The organism is Actinokineospora sp. PR83 (assembly GCF_021056305.1).
GTDB lineage: Bacteria > Actinomycetota > Actinomycetes > Mycobacteriales > Pseudonocardiaceae > Actinokineospora > Actinokineospora spheciospongiae.
In genome coordinates this window covers 89,611-106,467 of the sequence record NZ_JAJCXD010000049.1, presented here as the reverse complement: position 1 = coordinate 106,467, position 16,857 = coordinate 89,611, and the positions used below count along the sequence as shown (strand labels likewise).

Sequence of the window (16,857 nt, the reverse complement as noted above, 5' to 3'; positions counted from 1 at the left end):
CGTGCCGATCGAGATGACGCGCCAGCGGTTCGAGGAACTGGTGGCCGACGCGCTCGACCTCATCCCACCGGACTTCGCCAAGGCCATGGACAACGTCGTCGTCCTGGTCGAGGACCGCGACCGGGACGACCCCACCCTCCTCGGCCTCTACCACGGCATAGCCCTGACCGAACGCCTCTCCGACTACGGCGGCCACCTCCCCGACCGCATCTTCATCTACCGCGACGCCATCCTCGACATCTGCGAGTCGGAGGACGACGTGGTCGACGAGGTGGCGGTCACCGTGGTGCACGAGATCGCCCACCACTTCGGCGTGGACGAGGAAACCCTGCACGAACTCGGCTGGGGCTGACCCGGGCACCCACCCGACCAGCCCCAGCCACCCGCCAGCCTGTCGGCCAGCCACCCAAAACCCCACCGAGGCGCAGCGAAAACCAGCCACCCCCGCAACCGCAGGCCCGGCTACGAAAATGCCCGGGTGGGTGGATTTGCTTGGGTGGGGGTGGCGATCATGTGCAAGCCTGCCTGGGCTGTGGGGCATCTCTTCAGCCCCACTCGGTCACACTGGGCACATGATCGCTGTAGGGGCCCCGCCCGAGCAGATCCACCCACCCGGGCATCCCCACCAAACGACCGGGCTTCCAAAGCACGGCAAGACACGCAGCAAAATCCCGGCGCTCCGCAAAGCGCCTACCCCTTCACACACACCACCTGCTTGAGCTTCGCGACCACTTCCACCAGGTCGCTCTGCTCGGCGATCACGTCGTCGATGTCCTTGTAGGCGGCCGGGATCTCGTCCACCACCCCGGAGTCCTTCCGGCACTCGACGCCCGCCGTCTGCTCGGCCAGGTCGTCCGGCGTGAACTGCTTGCGCGCCTTGTTGCGCGACATCCGCCGACCCGCGCCGTGCGACGCCGACTCGAACGAGTCCGGGTTCCCCAGCCCGCGGACGATGTAGGACCCGGTGCCCATCGACCCCGGGATGATCCCGAGGTCGCCGCGGCCCGCGCGGATGGCGCCCTTGCGGGTGACCAGGACCTCCTCGCCGAAGTGGGTCTCCTCGGCGACGTAGTTGTGGTGCACCGAGATCGGGTCCTCGAACCGGACCGCCGGGAATTCGCGGCGCACCACGTCGCAGACCAGGCGCATCATCACCGCGCGGTTGCGGCGGGCGTACTCCTGCGCCCAGTACAGGTCGTGCCGGTAGGCGGCCATCTGCGGGGTGTCGGCGATGAACACGGCGAGGTCCGGGTCGGGCAGTGCCGCGTTGTGCGCGAGCCCGCGGGCGACCTCGATGTGGTGCTGCGCCAACAGGTTCCCGATCCCGCGGGACCCGGAGTGCAGCATCAACCAGACCCGGCCGCCCTCGTCGAGGCAGACCTCGATGAAGTGGTTGCCGCCGCCGAGGGTGCCCATCTGCTTGAGCGCGCGCCCGCTTTCCTTGCGCACCACCGGGGTCAGCGCGTCGAAGCGGTGCCAGAAGTCCTTCCAGCCGCTGCCGTCGCGGTCGCCGAAGGCCTCGTCCTTGTGCATCCCGAAGCCCACGGGGACCTTCGCCTCGATGCGCGAGCGCAGCCGGGACAGGTCGGCGGGCAGGTCGGTGGCGGTGAGGGAGGTGCGGACCGCGGACATGCCGCAGCCGATGTCCACACCGACCGCGGCGGGCGAGACGGCACCGCGCATGGCGATGACGGAGCCGACCGTGGCGCCCTTGCCGTAGTGGACGTCGGGCATGACGGCGACGTGCTTGTACGCCCACGGCAGTGCGGCGATGTTCTGCAACTGCCGCATCGCCAGGTCCTCGACCGCCTCCGGTCGGGCCCACAGGCGGATGTCGACGTGCTGCCCGGGAATCGTGGTCGCTGCCATGCGGCGAGGATAGGCAGCGGATCTCCTGGTGGGCGAACGGTTTCTCGACAGGCGCGGTGGCCGGTGGCGCACTAGCGTCAACGCCATGGGCAAGGCGACCGACATCCTGGACACCGTGCTGGACCGGGCCGTCGTGCCCGGGTACACGAGGATCGGCTACCGCGTGCGCAGCCGCTTCTGGCCCGCCGACCCGGAACCGGGCGCCCTGGACGGCTGCTCGGCGCTGGTCACCGGGGCCAACTCCGGCCTTGGCAAGGCGGCGGTCGCCGGTCTGGCCGGGCTGGGTGCCACGGTGCACATGCTGGTCCGGGACGCGGTCAAGGGCGAGCGGGCGCGGCTGGAGGTGGCCGAGCGGGTGCCCGGCGCGCACCTGGAGCTGCACGAGTGCGACGTGTCGGACCTGGGTTCGGTGCGGGCGTTCGCCGAGCGGTTCAGCACCGCGCACGGCAGCCTGGACGTGCTCGTCCACAACGCGGGCACGCTGCCGCCCGAGCGCCGGGAGACCGCGGAGGGCAACGAGGTCGCCCTGGCCACGCACGTGCTCGGCCCGCACCTGCTCACCGGCCTGCTGCGCCCGGCGCTGGCGGCGGCGAAGGGCCGGGTGGTGTTCGTGACCTCCGGCGGGATGTACGCGGCGGCACTGCACCCGGAGGACCCGCAGTACCGGCGGGGCGACTACTCCGGCACCAAGGCCTACGCCAGGACCAAGCGGGCGCAGGTCGTGCTGGCCGAGCTGTGGGCGCAGGAGTTGGCGGCGGACGGCGTGGTCGTGCACAGCACCCACCCCGGCTGGGCCGACACCCCCGGGGTGACCTCGTCGCTGCCCGGGTTCAACCGGGTGATGGGCCCGCTGCTGCGCACCCCCGAGGAGGGCGCCGACACGGTCGTGTGGCTCGCCGCCGCCCCGCAGGCGCACCGGGAGACCGGCGGCTTCTGGCACGACCGCCGGGTCCGGCCCACCCACTTCGCCCCCTGGCAGCACGACGACCCGGCGGCCCGGCGGGCGCTGTGGGAGCTGTGCGAGGCGGAAACCGGCCTTACTGTTTAACCGGTTTTCCCGCATCCAATCAGTTCTCACCGCATCGGGTTACCACCGGTTGCGACCCGCCTGACCTGCACCGACGCTCATAGGACACCGAGCGGAGGGAGCGATCATGCATATCGGAACCCGGGCCCGACGCACGACCGGAGCACTGTTGGGGTTGGTGGCCACGGCCGTGCTCGCGATCCCCGCGGCGGGCGCCGATGCGGACGTGGTGGACCAGAACCAGGTTCGGGCATCGGCGGTCGCCGCCGCACCGGATCCGGGATACCTGAAGGCGGCCGAACCCGCGGCGCGGGCGGTCGCCGCGGAGTTCAAGATCCCGGCGTCGGTGACCGCGGCGCAGTCCATCCTCGAATCGGCCTGGGGCCGGAGCAGACTCGCCGTGCAGGACCGCAACTACTTCGGCTTCAAGTGCACCACCGCGGGCCCCGGCCCGGTGGCCAACGGCTGCCGCGAGTACCCCACCACCGAGTGCACCCCGGAGTGCCACCCGACGACGGCGTCCTTCCGCACGTACGAGTCCATGACCGCCTCGTTCCGCGACTACGGCCGCCTGATCACCACCAGCGACCACTACGCCGCCGCCCTCCCCCTCGCGGGTGACGCGAACGCGTTCGTCACCGAGGTCGCCAAGAAGTACGCCACCGACCCCACCTACGCCGACAAGGTCATCAAGCTGATGCAGGACAACGACCTTTACCGGTTCGACGCCCCGCAGCCGTGAGTGATCGCCCGACCGCAACGCGCACCCACATCGACCAGGATTAGTCCTTTGGCGTGAAAATAGGGCCCAATGTCCTGTATTTCCCGCCACGCCCCGCGCTCTACAACGGGTGAGAGATCACCACGGCGTGGGAGGAACGCGATGTTGGGCACGATTGCGCTGGACGAGGAGCTCGCCGCCCTCGAAGCGTCGCTGACCGGGGTCACGTCGCCGACCGGGGTCGTGACCGGGGTCGTGCTGCCGGTCCGCCGCGCCCCGGCCCCGGTCGAGCGGGACAACCTCGACGAGGTGGTCGCCGCCGCGATCCGGGGCGAGACCACGGCGGTCGACGGCCTGCTGCGCTTCCTCCGGCCGCTCGTCGTGCGCTACTGCCGCGCCAAGCTGGGCAGGCTGCCCCGCTCGGTCAGCAGCGCGGACGACGTGGCGCAAGAGGTGTGCCTGGCGGTCTTCCGCGCCCTGCCCACCTACCAGCAGCTCGGCCGCCCGTTCCTGTCCTTCGTCTACGGCATCGCCGCGCACAAGGTCGCCGACGTCCACCGCGCCAACACCCGCGACAAGTCCGACCCCATCGCCGACGCCCCCGACGTCCCGTCCACCGAGGACGGCCCGGAGCAGCTCACCCTGCGCCACGAACTGGTCGAGCAGACCGGCGTCCTCCTGCGCAGCCTCACCGAGCGCCAGCGCGACATCCTCGTCATGCGCGTGGTCATGGGCATGTCCGCCCAGGAAACCGCCGACGTCATCGGCACCACCGCCGAGGCGATCCGCGTCGCCCAGCACCGCGCCCTCAACCGCCTCCGCAAGACCCTCGCCCGCGCCTGAGCTCATCCTCGGTAATGATTCGACCGCTCTGCGCGATTACCCGAGCCGGTACCGGGTGCGCCCAGAAGCCACGTGTCGTACGCCCAGATGGCGGCATGGACATGCCATCCGACTCTGGTACGTTGTACGGCTCGCCTTCCGCAGGTGGGCGCTGACCTGGTGCTGCCAGGTACAGCCAGCCGACGGAAGGTGCGACCGGCGTGACCTCCACAGTCACCCCCGAACTCGATCGGATCATCGGCGACAAAGCCGACTCCTGGGCTCGCGAGCTGATCCAGCTCGACCAGCGCAACACCCTGCTGTCCTTCGACCCCGCCAAGGCCGCGGGGGCGGTCGACCTCAGCGCCGCACCACCGAGAACGCTCGCCGACCTGCGCGCCGGGGCGAAGGTGCGGCTGAGTGCGCTGATAACCGACCCGGAACCGTTCAAGCGCGCGGTCTCGAGGATGCGCGTCCTCCGGCGCAAGGTGCAGGAACTCGACGAGGAGCAGGGCATCGAGGCGGGCAAGATCGGCTTCGGCCTGTTGCGCACGCCCGCCCCCACGGTGCGCGCGGTGGGCGGTCAACTGGTCCTGCGAGCACCGCTGGTGCTGCGCGGCGTCACCATCACCGGTGGCGGTCCCGGGGAGTCGGACTTCTTCCTCGAGGCGGTCGAGGACCTGGAACCGAACCCCGTGCTGCTGCACGCCTTGGAGCGCGAGTTCCACGCCGACTTCGACGTGGACGAGATGGAGGACATGCTCAGCGCGGTCATCGCCGAGTGCGGTGCGGGCGACGACCCCGCCGAGCGGGTGTTCGCGGCCATCACCACGCGGGTTCCCGACCTGGCTGTGACGTATGAGGCGTGCGCCGCCGTCGGCCTGTTCAGCTACGACAAGCTACCGATGGTCAACGACCTCAAGTCCGCGACCGACCTGCTGGCGAGCAGCACGATCGTCGCCGCGCTGGCAGGCCACCAGCCCGCCATGCAGGACCTGGCGATGGCTGACCTCGGCGGCATCCCGGCGACTGACGACATCCACCCACGTGACGAGTTCCTGGTACAGGATGCGGACTCCTCGCAGCAGCGGGCGGTCAGCGCGGCGCTGGCGGGCCACAACGCGGTGATCGTCGGGCCGCCGGGCACGGGCAAGAGCCAGACGATCGCGAACATCATCGCCGGGGCGGCGGCGCTCGGGAAGCGGGTGCTGTTCGTCGCCGAGAAGCGCGCGGCCATCGAGGCGGTGACCCAGCGGCTCGCCGACGTCGACCTCGGCGGACTGGTCTTCGACCTGCACCAGAAGAAGATCAGCCGCAAGCAGGTGGCCCAGCAGCTCTCGGCGAGCCTGGAGCGTGCGGCGGGCGAGCTGCCACAGCCCGTGGAGAGCCTGCACGAGCGGCTGATCACGCTGCGGAACGAGACCAACGCACATTCCCGGGTACTGCACGAGCCGATCGCGCCGTGGGGTCTGAGCCCGTTCCAGGTCCAGGACCGGCTGGTGTCCATGCCGCCCGCGGCGGCGTCCCGGCTCCGGGTGCGCACACCCGGGCTGAACCAGCTCGACCAGCAGACCGTGGACCGGGTGGAGGACACCCTGCGCGGCTTCGTCAACCGCGGCGGGTTGCGAATCCGCCGCCGCGAGTCGCCCTGGGCGGACGCGGACGTGCACCAAGAGGAAGACGTCCGGCGCGTGCTGTTCCAGCTCGACGAATTGACCGCCGGGACGCTGAGGCAGAGCACCAGTGACATGGACCGGCTGGTCGGTCAGCTCGGCTTCCCCCGGCCCGCGGACCTCAACCAGTGGCAGAGCCTGCTGGACCTGCTCGACGGGGTCAGCCGCTCGGTCGCCGAATTCAACGCCGAGGTCTACGGGGTCGACCTGGACCGGATGCTCGTGGCCACCGGCACCCGCGCGTTCCGCAAGGGCGTCGGACTGCCGGTCGGCTTCTGGGAGCGGCGAAAGCTGCGCAAGCACGGGACCGCGCTCTCCCGGTCCGGGCTCACCGGGCCGGGGCTGCACGCGGCGCTGCTGCGCGTGCACGAGGAGCGCGCGACCTGGCACCACCTGTCCCAGGGCCGCAGCAGGCCGATGCAGGTGATGGACCTGGCCCAGATCATGGGCAGGTTCGGGCAGGTGCGAAACCAGTTGGCCGCCGTGGCGCTGTGCGTTCGGCTCGGCGACATCACCACCCAGCCGACGGCGCAGGTGGAGAGCAAGCTGGCCGAGTTGGACGCGGACCGGGGAACGCTGCACCACATCCTCCGGATCAACCAGGACACGAAGTACCTGGAGGCGCTCGGGCTCGGGCCGCTACTGGACGAGGTCGCGCGCCAGGACCTCGACGCGGACCGGGCCATCGACCTGTTCCGGCACGCCTGGTTGGCGTCGCTGCTCGACGAGTTCACGCTCCAGGTGCCCGCGTTCCGCGAGTTCGTCGGCCGCCAGCACAACGACGTGGTCGGCCAGTACGTCGACCGCGACCTGGAGCACCTGGCGACGAACCGGCGCCGGGTGCGCAGGCTCGTCGCCGAGAAGCTGCACCACGCCAGGGACAACCACCGCGACCAAGGGCAACTCGTACAGCGGGAGGCCAACAAGAAGTCCCGGCACATCCCGCTGCGCAAGTTGGTCGAGCAGGCGCCGGACGTGCTGCTGGCCGTGCACCCCTGCTGGGCGATGTCACCGCTGGTGGTCAGCAGGATGCTGCCCGCTGCCCGCCTGTTCGACCTGGTGATCTTCGACGAGGCCAGCCAGATCGAGCCGCACGACGCGGTCACCTCGATCATGCGCGGCGCGCAGCTGGTGATCGCGGGCGACCCGAAGCAGTTGCCGCCGACCCGGGTCTTCCAACGGATCCTGCACACCGACACCGCGGACGACGAGGACGAGGCCGACGACATCGGCAACTACGAGTCGATCCTGGCCGTGCTCAGCGCCGTGCTCCCCGAACACACCCTGACCTGGCACTACCGCAGCCGCGACGAGCGGCTGATCGCGTTTTCCAACCGCAAGATCTACGACAACAAGCTCGTGACGTTCCCCGGCTGCCACGCGGAGAGCCCGCTCACGTCCGTGGTCGTGGACGGGTACGCGGCACCCGGCCAGAGCGGTATCGCATCGGCTGAGGTGGCGAAGGTCGCCGAGTTGGTGATGGAGCACGCGCGCACCCGCCCCGACGAGACGCTGGGCGTGATCGCCTTCGGCGCCAAGCACTCCGAAGCGATCGAGCGCGCGCTGCGCCAGGCCAGGGCGGAGGAGCCGGAGCTGGAGGCGTTCTTCTCCGACGAGAAGGCGCCGGGCAAGCGCTTCTTCGTGAAGAACCTGGAACGGGTGCAGGGCGACGAGCGGGACGCGATCATCCTGTCCGTCGGCAAGCCCAAGGCCGCGACCGGCCGGGTGAACATGAACTTCGGCAACCTCGGCCACGAGGGCGGGGAACGCAGGCTCAACGTCGCCATCACCCGGGCCAAGGCGCGGATGACCGTGGTCAGCTCGTTCTCCCACTACGAGATGGAACCCAACGCCACCAAGAACATCGGCCCGGAACTCCTCCGCCAGTTCCTCGAGTTCGCCGCCACCGACCAGCGCCTCGATCGGATCGGGCACAGCAGGCCGACCCCGTTGAACGGGTTGGAGACCAGCGTCTTGCACGCCCTGCGCGAGGAGGGCATCGACGTGCACCCGCAGTGGGGGGTGAGCGGGTACTGGATCGACTTCGCGCTCGCCCACCCCGACGAGCCGGGGCGGATGGTGCTGGCGGTCGAGACCGACGGCAAGCGCTACCACGCCGGGCACAGCGCCCGGGACCGCGACCGGTTGCGACAGGGGCACCTGGAGAACCTGGGCTGGCGGTTCCTGCGGGTCTGGTCGACGGACTGGTTCCGCGACCCGGGGGGCGAGACCGCCAGGGTCGTCGCCGCTTGGCGCCGGGCGGTCGACGACGCGAACCGCCCACCCGCCCCCGTCGCCGCACCGGTCGCCCGCCGCGAGGTCACCGAGGTGCAGCGCGGCCCTCGGCCCGCCATCCCCCGCCGGGCGAGCATCGCCGAGTACCTCGACACCGAACTGGTGGCGCTGTTCGACTGGTTGCTGGGCGACCAGCGGTTGATCGACCGCGAAACCCGGCTGACCCAGGCCAAGGACGAACTCGGCTTCACCAGGATGGGACCGCGGATCCGCGAGCGGCTGGAAGCCGCGTACGCCATGACCCAGCACGCCCAGGGAAGGACCGCGCACTGATGTTCCCCCTCGACCCGGTCACCATCGAGCGCCTCGCCGAGGTCATCGTGGATGACGGCGGCGCCTACGAGCGCTCCAGTTGGAAGCTGACCGAGCTGTTCAAGCGCGCGGGCTGGAAGGACGTGCCGGACTTCTACGGCTACCGCGGCAGCTACGTCCGCGAGCTGATCGAGGAGCACGCCGAGGACCGGCACGCCGTGGAGCGGCTGATCCGCCGGATCTGCGACCCGCTGGAGTACGGCGGCGAGGTGGTGATCGCGGAGACCTTCCGGGCGGCGGTCAACGACGTCCTGCGCGCCGAGGGCCTGACCGTCTCCCTGGTGGCCGGTCGGCCGGTGGTCGGCTCGCTGCTGGGCTCCAGCGAGGCCCCGCACTTCGCCGAACCGACCGACCTGCACGCCAGGATCGCCGCGCTGCTCGACGAGCCCGGCGTGGTCGACCTGCTCGCGGGCCGGGCGGGCGAAGCCAGGATCTGCGAGCGCAATGGCGCTTACACGCTGGCGATCATCGGCATCGGCAGCTTCATCGAGGGCCTGTTGCTGGCCGTGCTGACCCGGTGGGACGCCGACTGCCGCGAGAACGGCTTCCGCGGTGGCAAGGGCATGGTGAACGCCCGCGGCGCGACCCTGGAGATCCTCATCAACTGCGCCCACGACAAGGGGTTCATCCAGCTCGACGCCAAGGACTTCTCGCACAAGGTTCGCGAGTACCGCAACTTCATCCACCCCAACGCCCAACTGACCAAGGGCGCGACGTTCGACGAAGACAGCGTGATGCTGTGCTGGGGACCCGTCCAGGCGATCATGAACGACCTCGAGGCCAAGGTGGCGACCCTGGGGTGAGCTACTTCTCCAGGGCGGTGCGCCCGACACCGGGCGGGAACCGGGTCTCGTTGCGCTCGATCTTGGCGTTGGCGGCCTCGATGAGGTCGACGCCGAGCACGTCGGCGAGGCGGACGAGGTAGAGCAGGACGTCGGCCATCTCGTCGTCGATCCTGGGGCGGAGGACGGGGTCGTCGGCGGCGGTGGCGGCCTCCTCGGGGGTGAGCCACTGGAACAGCTCGGTCAGCTCCCCCACCTCGCCGGTGAGGGCCATGACCAGGTTCTTGGGGGTGTGCCAGGGACCCCAGGCCCTGGCTTCGGAGAAGGCGCGCTGACGGGCGGAAAGCTCTTCGAGAGTCACGGCACGAGTATGTCGGTGCCAGGGGCCTCGCCCGAGCAGATCCACCTACCCGAGCACCACCGACAAAGTCCCGGCGCTTGGAAACCCGAGAACCGATGAACAAGTGTGGCCTGATGACCGAGGCGACACCCACCCCGAGGTTCCTACGGTGGAGCGCGTGGACATCGACCGGATCGCCGAAGCACGGCTGCTGGGGTGGGTACTCGGCGCGGGCTACCTCTTCGACGCACTGGGAACAGCGCTCCCACTGCTGGAGTGGTACCCGCTGGTCACACCGCTGCCCCTGATCGCCGCCGCCCTACTGGCCCTGCGGAACCCCGTCGCAGGCGCGGTACTGGCAGCCGTCACTTGGCCGCTGGTCGCCGGCATCGGGCTGCGGATGACCGGGAACGAGGAGTACAACGCGTTCGGAGAGTTGGGCGTCCCGGTCTCCCACGCACTCGCGGCCCTGGCAGTGGTGGTGCTGCTCGCAGCGCGGTGCGGGCGGACAACCGCGACCTGGGGATCCACCGCCGTGGCTGCGGGCGCGGTTGCGGGCGTGTGCCTGCGGGAGCCAGTGGGGTTCCGGGCCGAGGTGGCCGGGAGCGCTGTCGTGCTCGTGGCGTTGGCGACGGCGTTCGCGTTCGCGGCGGGCATTGCGGTGCGGCAGGGGTGGCTGCGCCCCGGCGAGTGGCCGGTACCGCTGGTGCTCGGCGTGTTGGTGCTGTTCGACGTGGGCGCTGTGCTGCGGCTCGACGTGGCCCGAGTGCCCACGGGGGTGGCGGTCGCGCTGGTGGGAGCAGCGGTTGTGGGCACGGCCGCAGCGGCAGTGCTCGCACCGCGGGCTCCGGTGCGGTGGGCTTCGGTGGGGATGGGGATCGCCGCGGTCTGCGGTGTGGTGCTGCGTGAGCTCGCCCACCCCATCCCCGACTTCGACGTCCCGGTCAGCACGGCCGCCGCGCAATCGGTGCTGGTCGTGCACCTCGTGCGGGTGGCGCCGCGGCGGACCGCGGCGCTCGGTGTCACCGGGCTGGCCGGGGCCGACCTGCTGGTGCTGTCCGGGTTGTCGGACCGGGTCGAGGTGGGGCCGGAGTTGCGGGCGTTCCTGGTGGCTTCGGTGTTGCTGCTGCTCGCGGCTGTCGGCACCGGGCTCTACCTGCGGTTCCGCGATGGGGAGCGGGTGCGGGCGGTGCGGGTGGCGGCGGGTGAGGCGCGGGCCGCCGAGCGGTTGGCGCTGGCCCGGGAGTTGCACGACGTGGTCGCCCACCACGTGACCGGGATCGTGGTGGCCGCCCAGGGTGCGAAGGTGAGCCCCGGTGCGGCGGCGGTCGCGCTCGACCGGATCGAGGTGAGCAGGGCGGCGGCGCTGGCGGCGATGCGGCGGCTGGTGCACGGCCTGCGCGACGGTGGCCCGGAGACCTCCACCGGTGACCTGGCGGCGGACCTGCGGGCGCTCGCCGCCGACACCACCGGCCTGACCGTCCGGCTGGAACTGGAGCTGCCGGAGGCCCTGCCCCCGGGTCTGGGCGGCAGCGTGCTGCGGCTGGTGCAGGAGTCGTTGACCAACGCGGCCAAGCACGCCGAGGGCGCGGACCTGGTCACCGTCCACATCGGTGCGGTCGACGGCGACCTGCGGGTCCTGGTGTCCGACAACGGTTCCGCGGGTACCGAGCGGGGTGGGGGCTACGGCCTGGTCGGGATGCGCGAGCGGGTCGACCTGCTCGGTGGCCGGTTCACCGCCGGGCCGACCACGACCGGGTGGACCGTGGACGCGCGGTTGCCGCTGCGGGAGGGGGCGGCGTGATCCGGGTGCTCATCGCCGACGACCAGGAGATGGTGCGGGTCGGGTTCCGGTTGGTCCTGGAGGCGCAGGCGGACATCACCGTCGTGGCGGAGGTGGGGGGTGGGGAGGCAGCGATCGCGCGGGCCCGGGAGTTGCGGCCGGACGTGTGCCTGGTGGACATCCGGATGCCGGGGCCGGACGGGCTGGCGGTGACCAGGGCGCTGGCGGGGCCGGGGGTGGCCGACCCGCTCGCGGTGGTCGTGGTGACCACCTTCGACCTCGACGAGTACGTGCACGCCGCCATCCGGGGCGGGGCCAGCGGGTTCCTGCTCAAGGACGCGGGCCCGGCGCTGCTGGTGGAGGCCGTGCGGGCGGCGGCGCGGGGTGACGCGCTGGTCTCCCCCGGGATCACCGTGCGGCTGCTGCGCCACTTCGCCGCGACTCAGCGACCCGCCGTTCCCCAGGTGGGCCTCACCGGGCGGGAGGCCGATGTGGTGCGGGCCGCCGCGCGCGGGCTGACCAACTCCGAGATCGGCCGTGAGCTGCACCTGTCGCTGTCCACGGTGAAGACGCACCTCGCCGCGGTGCAGGCCAAGGTGGGGGCGCGCAACCGGGTGGAGGTGGCGGCGTGGGCGTGGCGCACCGGTCTGGCCGAACAGGACGGACGCGGGCCGACCGGTCTGCCGGGCTCGGGCTCGGCAGGCCGGTCGGGGTCGTCTAGCTGACGGTCTTGACGGTGAGCTGGTTGCCGGGCGGGGTGGCCGAGCAGCCGGTGCCGGGCAGCGGCAGGAACATCGACGCGGTGTCGTGCGGCGGGTAGACGCGCAGGCCGCGGGTCTCGGTCGGCTGGCAGGCCGCCGGGTCGAAGTTCTGCACGTTCACGAAGCCGATGACCGTCGAGGACGACACACCGGGTGCCATGGTCACCGGGGCGCCCTTGGTGCCGTCCCGGTAGGCGGCCGGGCCGACCTGGTGGCCGTCGTCGCCGGTGACGTAGGAGACGCCGGGGAAGCCCTGCATGGTGCAGGTGCGGCTGCCCGCGTTGGTGAAGACCAGCGTCCGGTAGACCGTGCCCGCGGCGCCCTCACCGTCGCGGATGGACAGCTTCAGGTCCGCGGCCTTGCAGTCGCTCGCCCCGGCCGCGCCGTCGGCGGCCTCGGCTTCGCTGGCCGCCCGGGTGGGTTGGGCCGCGGCGGGCGACGGGGCGGGGGCCGGTGCCGCGGTCGTCGGCGGTGCGCCGAGCGTGGCGGTGCTGGTGACGGGTTGGTCCACGGATGTGATCGACGGCGGCGGTGCGGCAGAACCCGCGTTGTCGGCCGCGGCCCCGCACCCCGCGGTGGCGGCGGCGACCAGGATTCCGGTCGCGATCAGGAACTTTCGCCCGAACGTGTGAGCGTTCACAGCAGATCTCGCCTCCAGACGTACCCCGGACTAGCTGGATGGTCCACTCAGTGGACGCGCACGCCCCCCGAAAGGTTGTCTCTTAACCAGAGATACCCACAACCGGCTAATCAGCAACATGACAAACCGGGCATCTCCGCACCGCCGGTTCGCTGCCCGGCCGGGTGTGTGCCAGCCTCCTCGAACCACACCGCTGCCCGGCACCACGCGTGCCCGGCGGCCGGTCCGGTGCTCGACGAGCTGGACGACGGAGTGCCCACTGTGCAGAAGAAGCTGCCCACCCCCGGGTTGAGCGGGGTCGTCGCAACCCGTGTCGCGCCGGTGATCCGGCCCACCCTCACCGCTGCGGCCCTGCTGCTCGCCGCGAGCTGCTCCGCCGGCGCCACGCCCGCGCTCCCGCCGCCCACCTCCGCCCCACCCGCCCCGGTTCGGACGCCGGTCGCGGGCGCCGTGCTCCCCGGGGCGGTGGCGGGCCTGGGCCTGCTCGACGGGGCGGCGGTGGGGACGTTGGCGGTGCGCGTCCCCGGTGAGGGTGAGCTGACCTCCGACGTGCGCGGGCGCTGCTCGCCGGACGCCACCGGCACCGAGGTCGCGGTGAGCTCCACCGGGGGTGCGGCGGTGCAGGTGCGGCTCGGCGGCCGGTCCTCGCTGGCGGTCAAGGACGGTGAGCTGGACTTCGGCGCCGACCTGCGGCCCGGTGACTACACCGTGGCCGCACCCCGGCTGCGCGTCACCACCGGGTTCGGCGCCGCGGGCAGGCTCGAACTGGACGTCACCTGCGGGTGAGCGGGTTTTTCCCAGTTCCGCGATGGGAACGGAACCGCCCGATCTGGGGCTGGTTCACCGCCGCGGCGGGCCAGTAGCGTCACGGCATGGGGAGTGGGGGTGCGCGCTCACGAGCCGACCACAGGTTGCGCTGGCTGCTGGGCTCCAGCGCGCTGTCGAACCTCGGTGACGGCATCGGCAAGGTCGCCTTCCCGCTGCTGGGCGCCAGCGTCACCCGCGACCCGGTCCTGATCGCGGGCCTGTCCGCCACCTCGTTCCTGCCCTGGCTGCTGTTCGCCCTGGTCAGCGGGGCGCTGATCGACCGGGTCGACCGGCGCCGGGCGGTGCTGCTGGCCAACGCCGCCCGGGCGGTGATCGTCGGCGGCCTGACCGTGCTGGTGCTGCTGGACTCGGCGTCGATCTGGCTGCTCTACGCGGTGGCGCTGGTGCTGGGGTCGGTGGAGACCATCGCCGACAGCGCCGCGCAGGCCCTCGTCCCCGCCGTCGTGGACCGCGACGGGCTGGAGTCGGCCAACGGCAAGCTCCAGTCGGTGGAGATCGTCGGCCAGACGTTCCTCGGCGGGCCGCTGGGCAGCATCACCTTCGCCCTGTTCGCCGCGCTGCCGTTCCTGCTCAACACCGCCGGTTTTGTGGTCGCCGCGATCCTGCTGGTGGCCCTGCGCGGCCACTACCGGCCCACCACCACCGGCCCGGCGCCGCGCCTGCGCGAGCAGTTGGGCGAGGGCCTGCGGTGGGTGCGGACCCGGCCGCTGATGGTGCGGCTGGTGCTGATCGCCCTCGGGCTGGCGCTGACCTCGGAGCTGGCGCAAGCGCTGCTGGTGCTCTACGCCCTGCAGGACCTGGGGCTCGACGAGGCGGCGTTCGGCCTGTTCGCCCTGGTCGGCGGCGTCGGTGGGCTGCTCGGCGCGGCGGCGGCGCCGCGGCTGAGCCGGGTGCTGCCGCGCAGGCTGGTGCTGGTGGCCTCGGTCGCGGCGTGCGGGCTGGGGTTCCTCGGCATGGGGCTGGTCCGCGACCCGATCACCGCCAGCCTGCTGTTCGGGCTGTTCGCCGCGGCGGTGGTCGTGGTCAACGTCATCCTGGGCACCCTGCGGCACGCGCTGGTCCCGGAGCACCTGTTCGGCCGGGTGCTCGGGGTGTGGCGGACGGCGGTGTGGGGCGGCATCCCGATCGGGGCGCTGCTGGGCGGCCTGCTGGCCCGCGGCATCGGGACACCCGGGGTGTTCCTGGTGTCCGGCGCGTTGCAGCTCGCGCTGGCCGCGGTCGTCTGGTGGACGATGTCGCGGCACGGTGCCGAGGTCGACACGCTGGGCGCCGAACCGGCGGCCGTCCCCGCGGAGTCCTCCGAGGTGGAGTCCTAGGCAGTGTCCTCAAAGCCCGGGATTGTGCTGGTGTGCCCGGCTGGGTGAATGTGCTTGGCCGGGGGTGCCTCAGACCTCCACGCCGGTCCACTCCAGGCAGTGCCAGCCCTCGCCGCGGGCTTCCAGGAGGACGTGGCCGGTGTTGGCCAGCAGGTGGGTGCCCGCCAGTTCCGGGGTGACGTTGTCGGCGAGCCACTCGGCGGCCAGCCGGATGACGCCGCCGTGGCTGACGGCGACGACCAGGCCGTCCTCGTGGCGGTGGCGGGCGACGATGTCGTCGACGGCGGCCAGGTAGCGCGTCCGGAGGGAGGCCCCGGTCTCGCCGCCGGGCATCAGGGTGTCCAGGTCACCGGCCACCCAGTTCAGGTACACCTCCCCGAAGGCGAGGATCGCCTCCTGGTCGCCCCGGCCCTCCAGGTCGCCGCACTGGAGTTCGTGCAGGCCCTCGACGACCTGCACGGTGTGGCCGTGCGACTTGGCGACCGGTTCGGCGGTCTCCTGCGCGCGGGTGGCCGTGCTGGCGTAGACGGCCAGCACCGGTTCGTCGGCGAGGCGCTCGGCCAGCGCGGCGGCCTGCTGCCCGCCCAGCTCGGTGAGGCCCGGGCCGGGTGGGCGCGAGTCGAGCAGGTGCAGCACGTTCGACGGCGTCTCGCCGTGCCGGACGAGCATCAGGCGCAGGCTCACGCGTGCTCCCCCTTCCGCAGACCGGCCAGCCAGCCGGTGGATTGCGCGTAGTCGGCGTCGGTGTTGGCGGCGGGGGCCGCCGCGGCGGTGGACCGGTCGGCCTTCGGGTACGAGCCGAGGAACCGCACGAGCTGGCTGCGCCGGTGCAGCGCGGCCAGCGCGTCGCCCACCCGCTGCTCGGCGACGTGCCCGTCGAAGTCCAGGTAGAAGCGGTACTCGCCGAACCGGTTGCGCAGCGGCCGGGACTCGATGCGGGACAGGTTGATCCCGCGCAGCGACAGCTCGGTCAGCATCGCGGCCAGCTCCCCCGGCCGGTGCGAGACCACCGCCAGCACCGACGTGCGGTCGGCGCCGGTCGGCTCGGGCAGCGTCCCGGGGCGGGCCAGCAGCAGGAACCGGGTGACCGCGTCGGGTTCGTCGGCCACGTCCTCGGCCAGCGCGGCCAGCGGGTAGTGCTCGGCGGCCACCGGGGCGGTCACGGCGGCGTCGTAGCGGCCCTCGCCGACCCCGACCGCGGCGGCGGCGGTGGAGGTGGCGGCCACCTGGGTGGCGCCGGGCAGGGTGTTCGCCAACCAGGCGCGCACCTGGGCCAGCGCGTGCGGGTGGCTGGCCACGGTGCGCACGTCGGCGGCGGCGGTGCCGGGGCGGGTGAGCACGGAGAAGCGGATGGGCAGCACGTGCTCGGCGACCGCGACCACCGGTTCGCCGACGGCCAGCGCGTCCATCGTGGCCGACACCGCGCCCTCGACCGAGTTCTCCACCGGCACGCAGGCCAGGTCGGCCCCGCCCGCGCGCAGCGCGTCCACCGCGTCGGGGATCGTGGTGTGGGGGACGAGCTCGGCGCGCGCGTCGAAGGTGCGGGCCGCCTGCTCGGTGAACGTTCCCCGGGGCCCGAAGTAGGCGATGATCGGCACGCGGTTCACCCTACGCAGGGGGCCTCCGACCTCGGTTGGCCACCACCGGTTGTGGTGCTGGTTACCGAACGGCGGTTACGCGGCGGTGCT

At 72.0% G+C, this 16,857-nt stretch carries 15 protein-coding genes; 10 read left to right on the top strand and 5 right to left on the bottom strand.

What is annotated here, in order from left to right; all coding sequences use genetic code 11:
- Position 1: 1 nt before the first annotated feature.
- Positions 2 to 352, top strand: coding sequence for a metallopeptidase family protein (locus tag L6E12_RS17875; protein ID WP_236229058.1), 351 nt, complete (start codon positions 2 to 4; stop codon positions 350 to 352).
- Between the two features lie 338 nt (positions 353 to 690).
- On the opposite strand, the gene L6E12_RS17870 is transcribed toward L6E12_RS17875, so the two are convergent.
- The gene (locus L6E12_RS17870) at positions 691 to 1,869 is read right to left on the bottom strand and encodes an RtcB family protein (RefSeq protein ID WP_236229057.1); all 1,179 of its coding nucleotides are present in this window, start codon (positions 1,867 to 1,869) and stop codon (positions 691 to 693) included.
- 85 nt (positions 1,870 to 1,954) lie between these two features.
- On the opposite strand from L6E12_RS17870, the gene L6E12_RS17865 reads away from it, so the two are divergent.
- The 5 genes from L6E12_RS17865 to L6E12_RS17845 all read left to right on the top strand — a co-directional run bounded on the left by L6E12_RS17865 (position 1,955) and on the right by L6E12_RS17845 (position 9,522).
- On the top strand, positions 1,955 to 2,917 hold the full coding sequence (locus L6E12_RS17865; RefSeq protein ID WP_236229056.1) for an SDR family NAD(P)-dependent oxidoreductase: 963 nt from the start codon (positions 1,955 to 1,957) through the stop codon (positions 2,915 to 2,917).
- Between the two features lie 157 nt (positions 2,918 to 3,074).
- Positions 3,075 to 3,638, top strand: a complete 564-nt coding sequence (locus L6E12_RS17860; protein ID WP_236229055.1) for a glucosaminidase domain-containing protein — start codon at positions 3,075 to 3,077, stop codon at positions 3,636 to 3,638.
- A gap of 141 nt (positions 3,639 to 3,779) precedes the next feature.
- Entirely contained in the window at positions 3,780 to 4,460 is a 681-nt protein-coding gene (gene shbA / locus L6E12_RS17855) for an RNA polymerase sigma factor ShbA (protein ID WP_236229054.1), read from the top strand.
- Positions 4,461 to 4,660: 200 nt separating this feature from the next.
- Positions 4,661 to 8,680, top strand: coding sequence for an AAA domain-containing protein (locus tag L6E12_RS17850; protein WP_236229053.1), 4,020 nt, complete (start codon positions 4,661 to 4,663; stop codon positions 8,678 to 8,680).
- Positions 8,680 to 9,522 carry a hypothetical protein gene (locus L6E12_RS17845; RefSeq protein ID WP_236229052.1) on the top strand — a complete coding sequence of 281 codons (843 nt, stop codon included), beginning with the start codon at positions 8,680 to 8,682 and terminating at the stop codon, positions 9,520 to 9,522. The genes L6E12_RS17850 and L6E12_RS17845 overlap by 1 nt, the downstream gene beginning before the upstream one ends.
- 1 nt (position 9,523) lies before the next feature.
- On the opposite strand, the gene L6E12_RS17840 is transcribed toward L6E12_RS17845, so the two are convergent.
- Positions 9,524 to 9,862: a nucleotide pyrophosphohydrolase gene (locus L6E12_RS17840; RefSeq protein ID WP_236229051.1), complete on the bottom strand. Its 339-nt coding sequence runs from the start codon at positions 9,860 to 9,862 to the stop codon at positions 9,524 to 9,526.
- Positions 9,863 to 10,019: 157 nt separating this feature from the next.
- On the opposite strand from L6E12_RS17840, the gene L6E12_RS35450 reads away from it, so the two are divergent.
- Together L6E12_RS35450 and L6E12_RS17830 are read left to right on the top strand one after the other, a co-directional pair.
- Positions 10,020 to 11,645, top strand: a complete 1,626-nt coding sequence (locus L6E12_RS35450; RefSeq protein WP_236229050.1) for a sensor histidine kinase — start codon at positions 10,020 to 10,022, stop codon at positions 11,643 to 11,645.
- Positions 11,642 to 12,349 (top strand): response regulator transcription factor, encoded by a 708-nt coding sequence (locus tag L6E12_RS17830; protein WP_236229049.1) that lies wholly within the window; start codon positions 11,642 to 11,644, stop codon positions 12,347 to 12,349. The genes L6E12_RS35450 and L6E12_RS17830 overlap by 4 nt, the downstream gene beginning before the upstream one ends.
- Here L6E12_RS17830 and L6E12_RS17825 read toward each other — a convergent pair.
- Complete coding sequence (locus L6E12_RS17825) at positions 12,342 to 12,896, bottom strand: DUF4232 domain-containing protein (protein WP_236229048.1); 555 nt, start codon at positions 12,894 to 12,896, stop codon at positions 12,342 to 12,344. The two genes, L6E12_RS17830 and L6E12_RS17825, sit on opposite strands and share 8 nt — an antisense overlap.
- Positions 12,897 to 13,277: 381 nt before the next feature.
- Between L6E12_RS17825 and L6E12_RS17820 the strand changes: the two genes are divergently transcribed.
- Together L6E12_RS17820 and L6E12_RS17815 are read left to right on the top strand one after the other, a co-directional pair.
- On the top strand, positions 13,278 to 13,811 hold the full coding sequence (locus tag L6E12_RS17820) for a hypothetical protein (protein WP_236229047.1): 534 nt from the start codon (positions 13,278 to 13,280) through the stop codon (positions 13,809 to 13,811).
- 86 nt (positions 13,812 to 13,897) lie between these two features.
- Complete coding sequence (locus tag L6E12_RS17815; RefSeq protein ID WP_236229046.1) at positions 13,898 to 15,169, top strand: MFS transporter; 1,272 nt, start codon at positions 13,898 to 13,900, stop codon at positions 15,167 to 15,169.
- 69 nt (positions 15,170 to 15,238) lie between these two features.
- On the opposite strand, the gene L6E12_RS17810 is transcribed toward L6E12_RS17815, so the two are convergent.
- Both L6E12_RS17810 and pheA read right to left on the bottom strand, forming a co-directional pair.
- Positions 15,239 to 15,853: a histidine phosphatase family protein gene (locus L6E12_RS17810; RefSeq protein ID WP_308074937.1), complete on the bottom strand. Its 615-nt coding sequence runs from the start codon at positions 15,851 to 15,853 to the stop codon at positions 15,239 to 15,241.
- Positions 15,850 to 16,767 (bottom strand): prephenate dehydratase, encoded by a 918-nt coding sequence (gene pheA, locus L6E12_RS17805; RefSeq protein WP_236229045.1) that lies wholly within the window; start codon positions 16,765 to 16,767, stop codon positions 15,850 to 15,852. The genes L6E12_RS17810 and pheA overlap by 4 nt, the downstream gene beginning before the upstream one ends.
- Positions 16,768 to 16,857 lie beyond the last annotated feature (90 nt).

Excerpts from the sequence above, each read along its gene's own strand:
- L6E12_RS17870 (WP_236229057.1), bottom strand. The coding sequence starts at position 1,869 with ATGGCAGCGACCACGATTCCCGGGCAGCACGTCGACATCCGCCTGTGG.
- L6E12_RS17865 (WP_236229056.1), top strand. The coding sequence starts at position 1,955 with ATGGGCAAGGCGACCGACATCCTGGACACCGTGCTGGACCGGGCCGTC.
- shbA (WP_236229054.1), top strand. The coding sequence starts at position 3,780 with ATGTTGGGCACGATTGCGCTGGACGAGGAGCTCGCCGCCCTCGAAGCG.
- L6E12_RS17845 (WP_236229052.1), top strand. The coding sequence starts at position 8,680 with ATGTTCCCCCTCGACCCGGTCACCATCGAGCGCCTCGCCGAGGTCATC.
- L6E12_RS17815 (WP_236229046.1), top strand. The coding sequence starts at position 13,898 with ATGGGGAGTGGGGGTGCGCGCTCACGAGCCGACCACAGGTTGCGCTGG.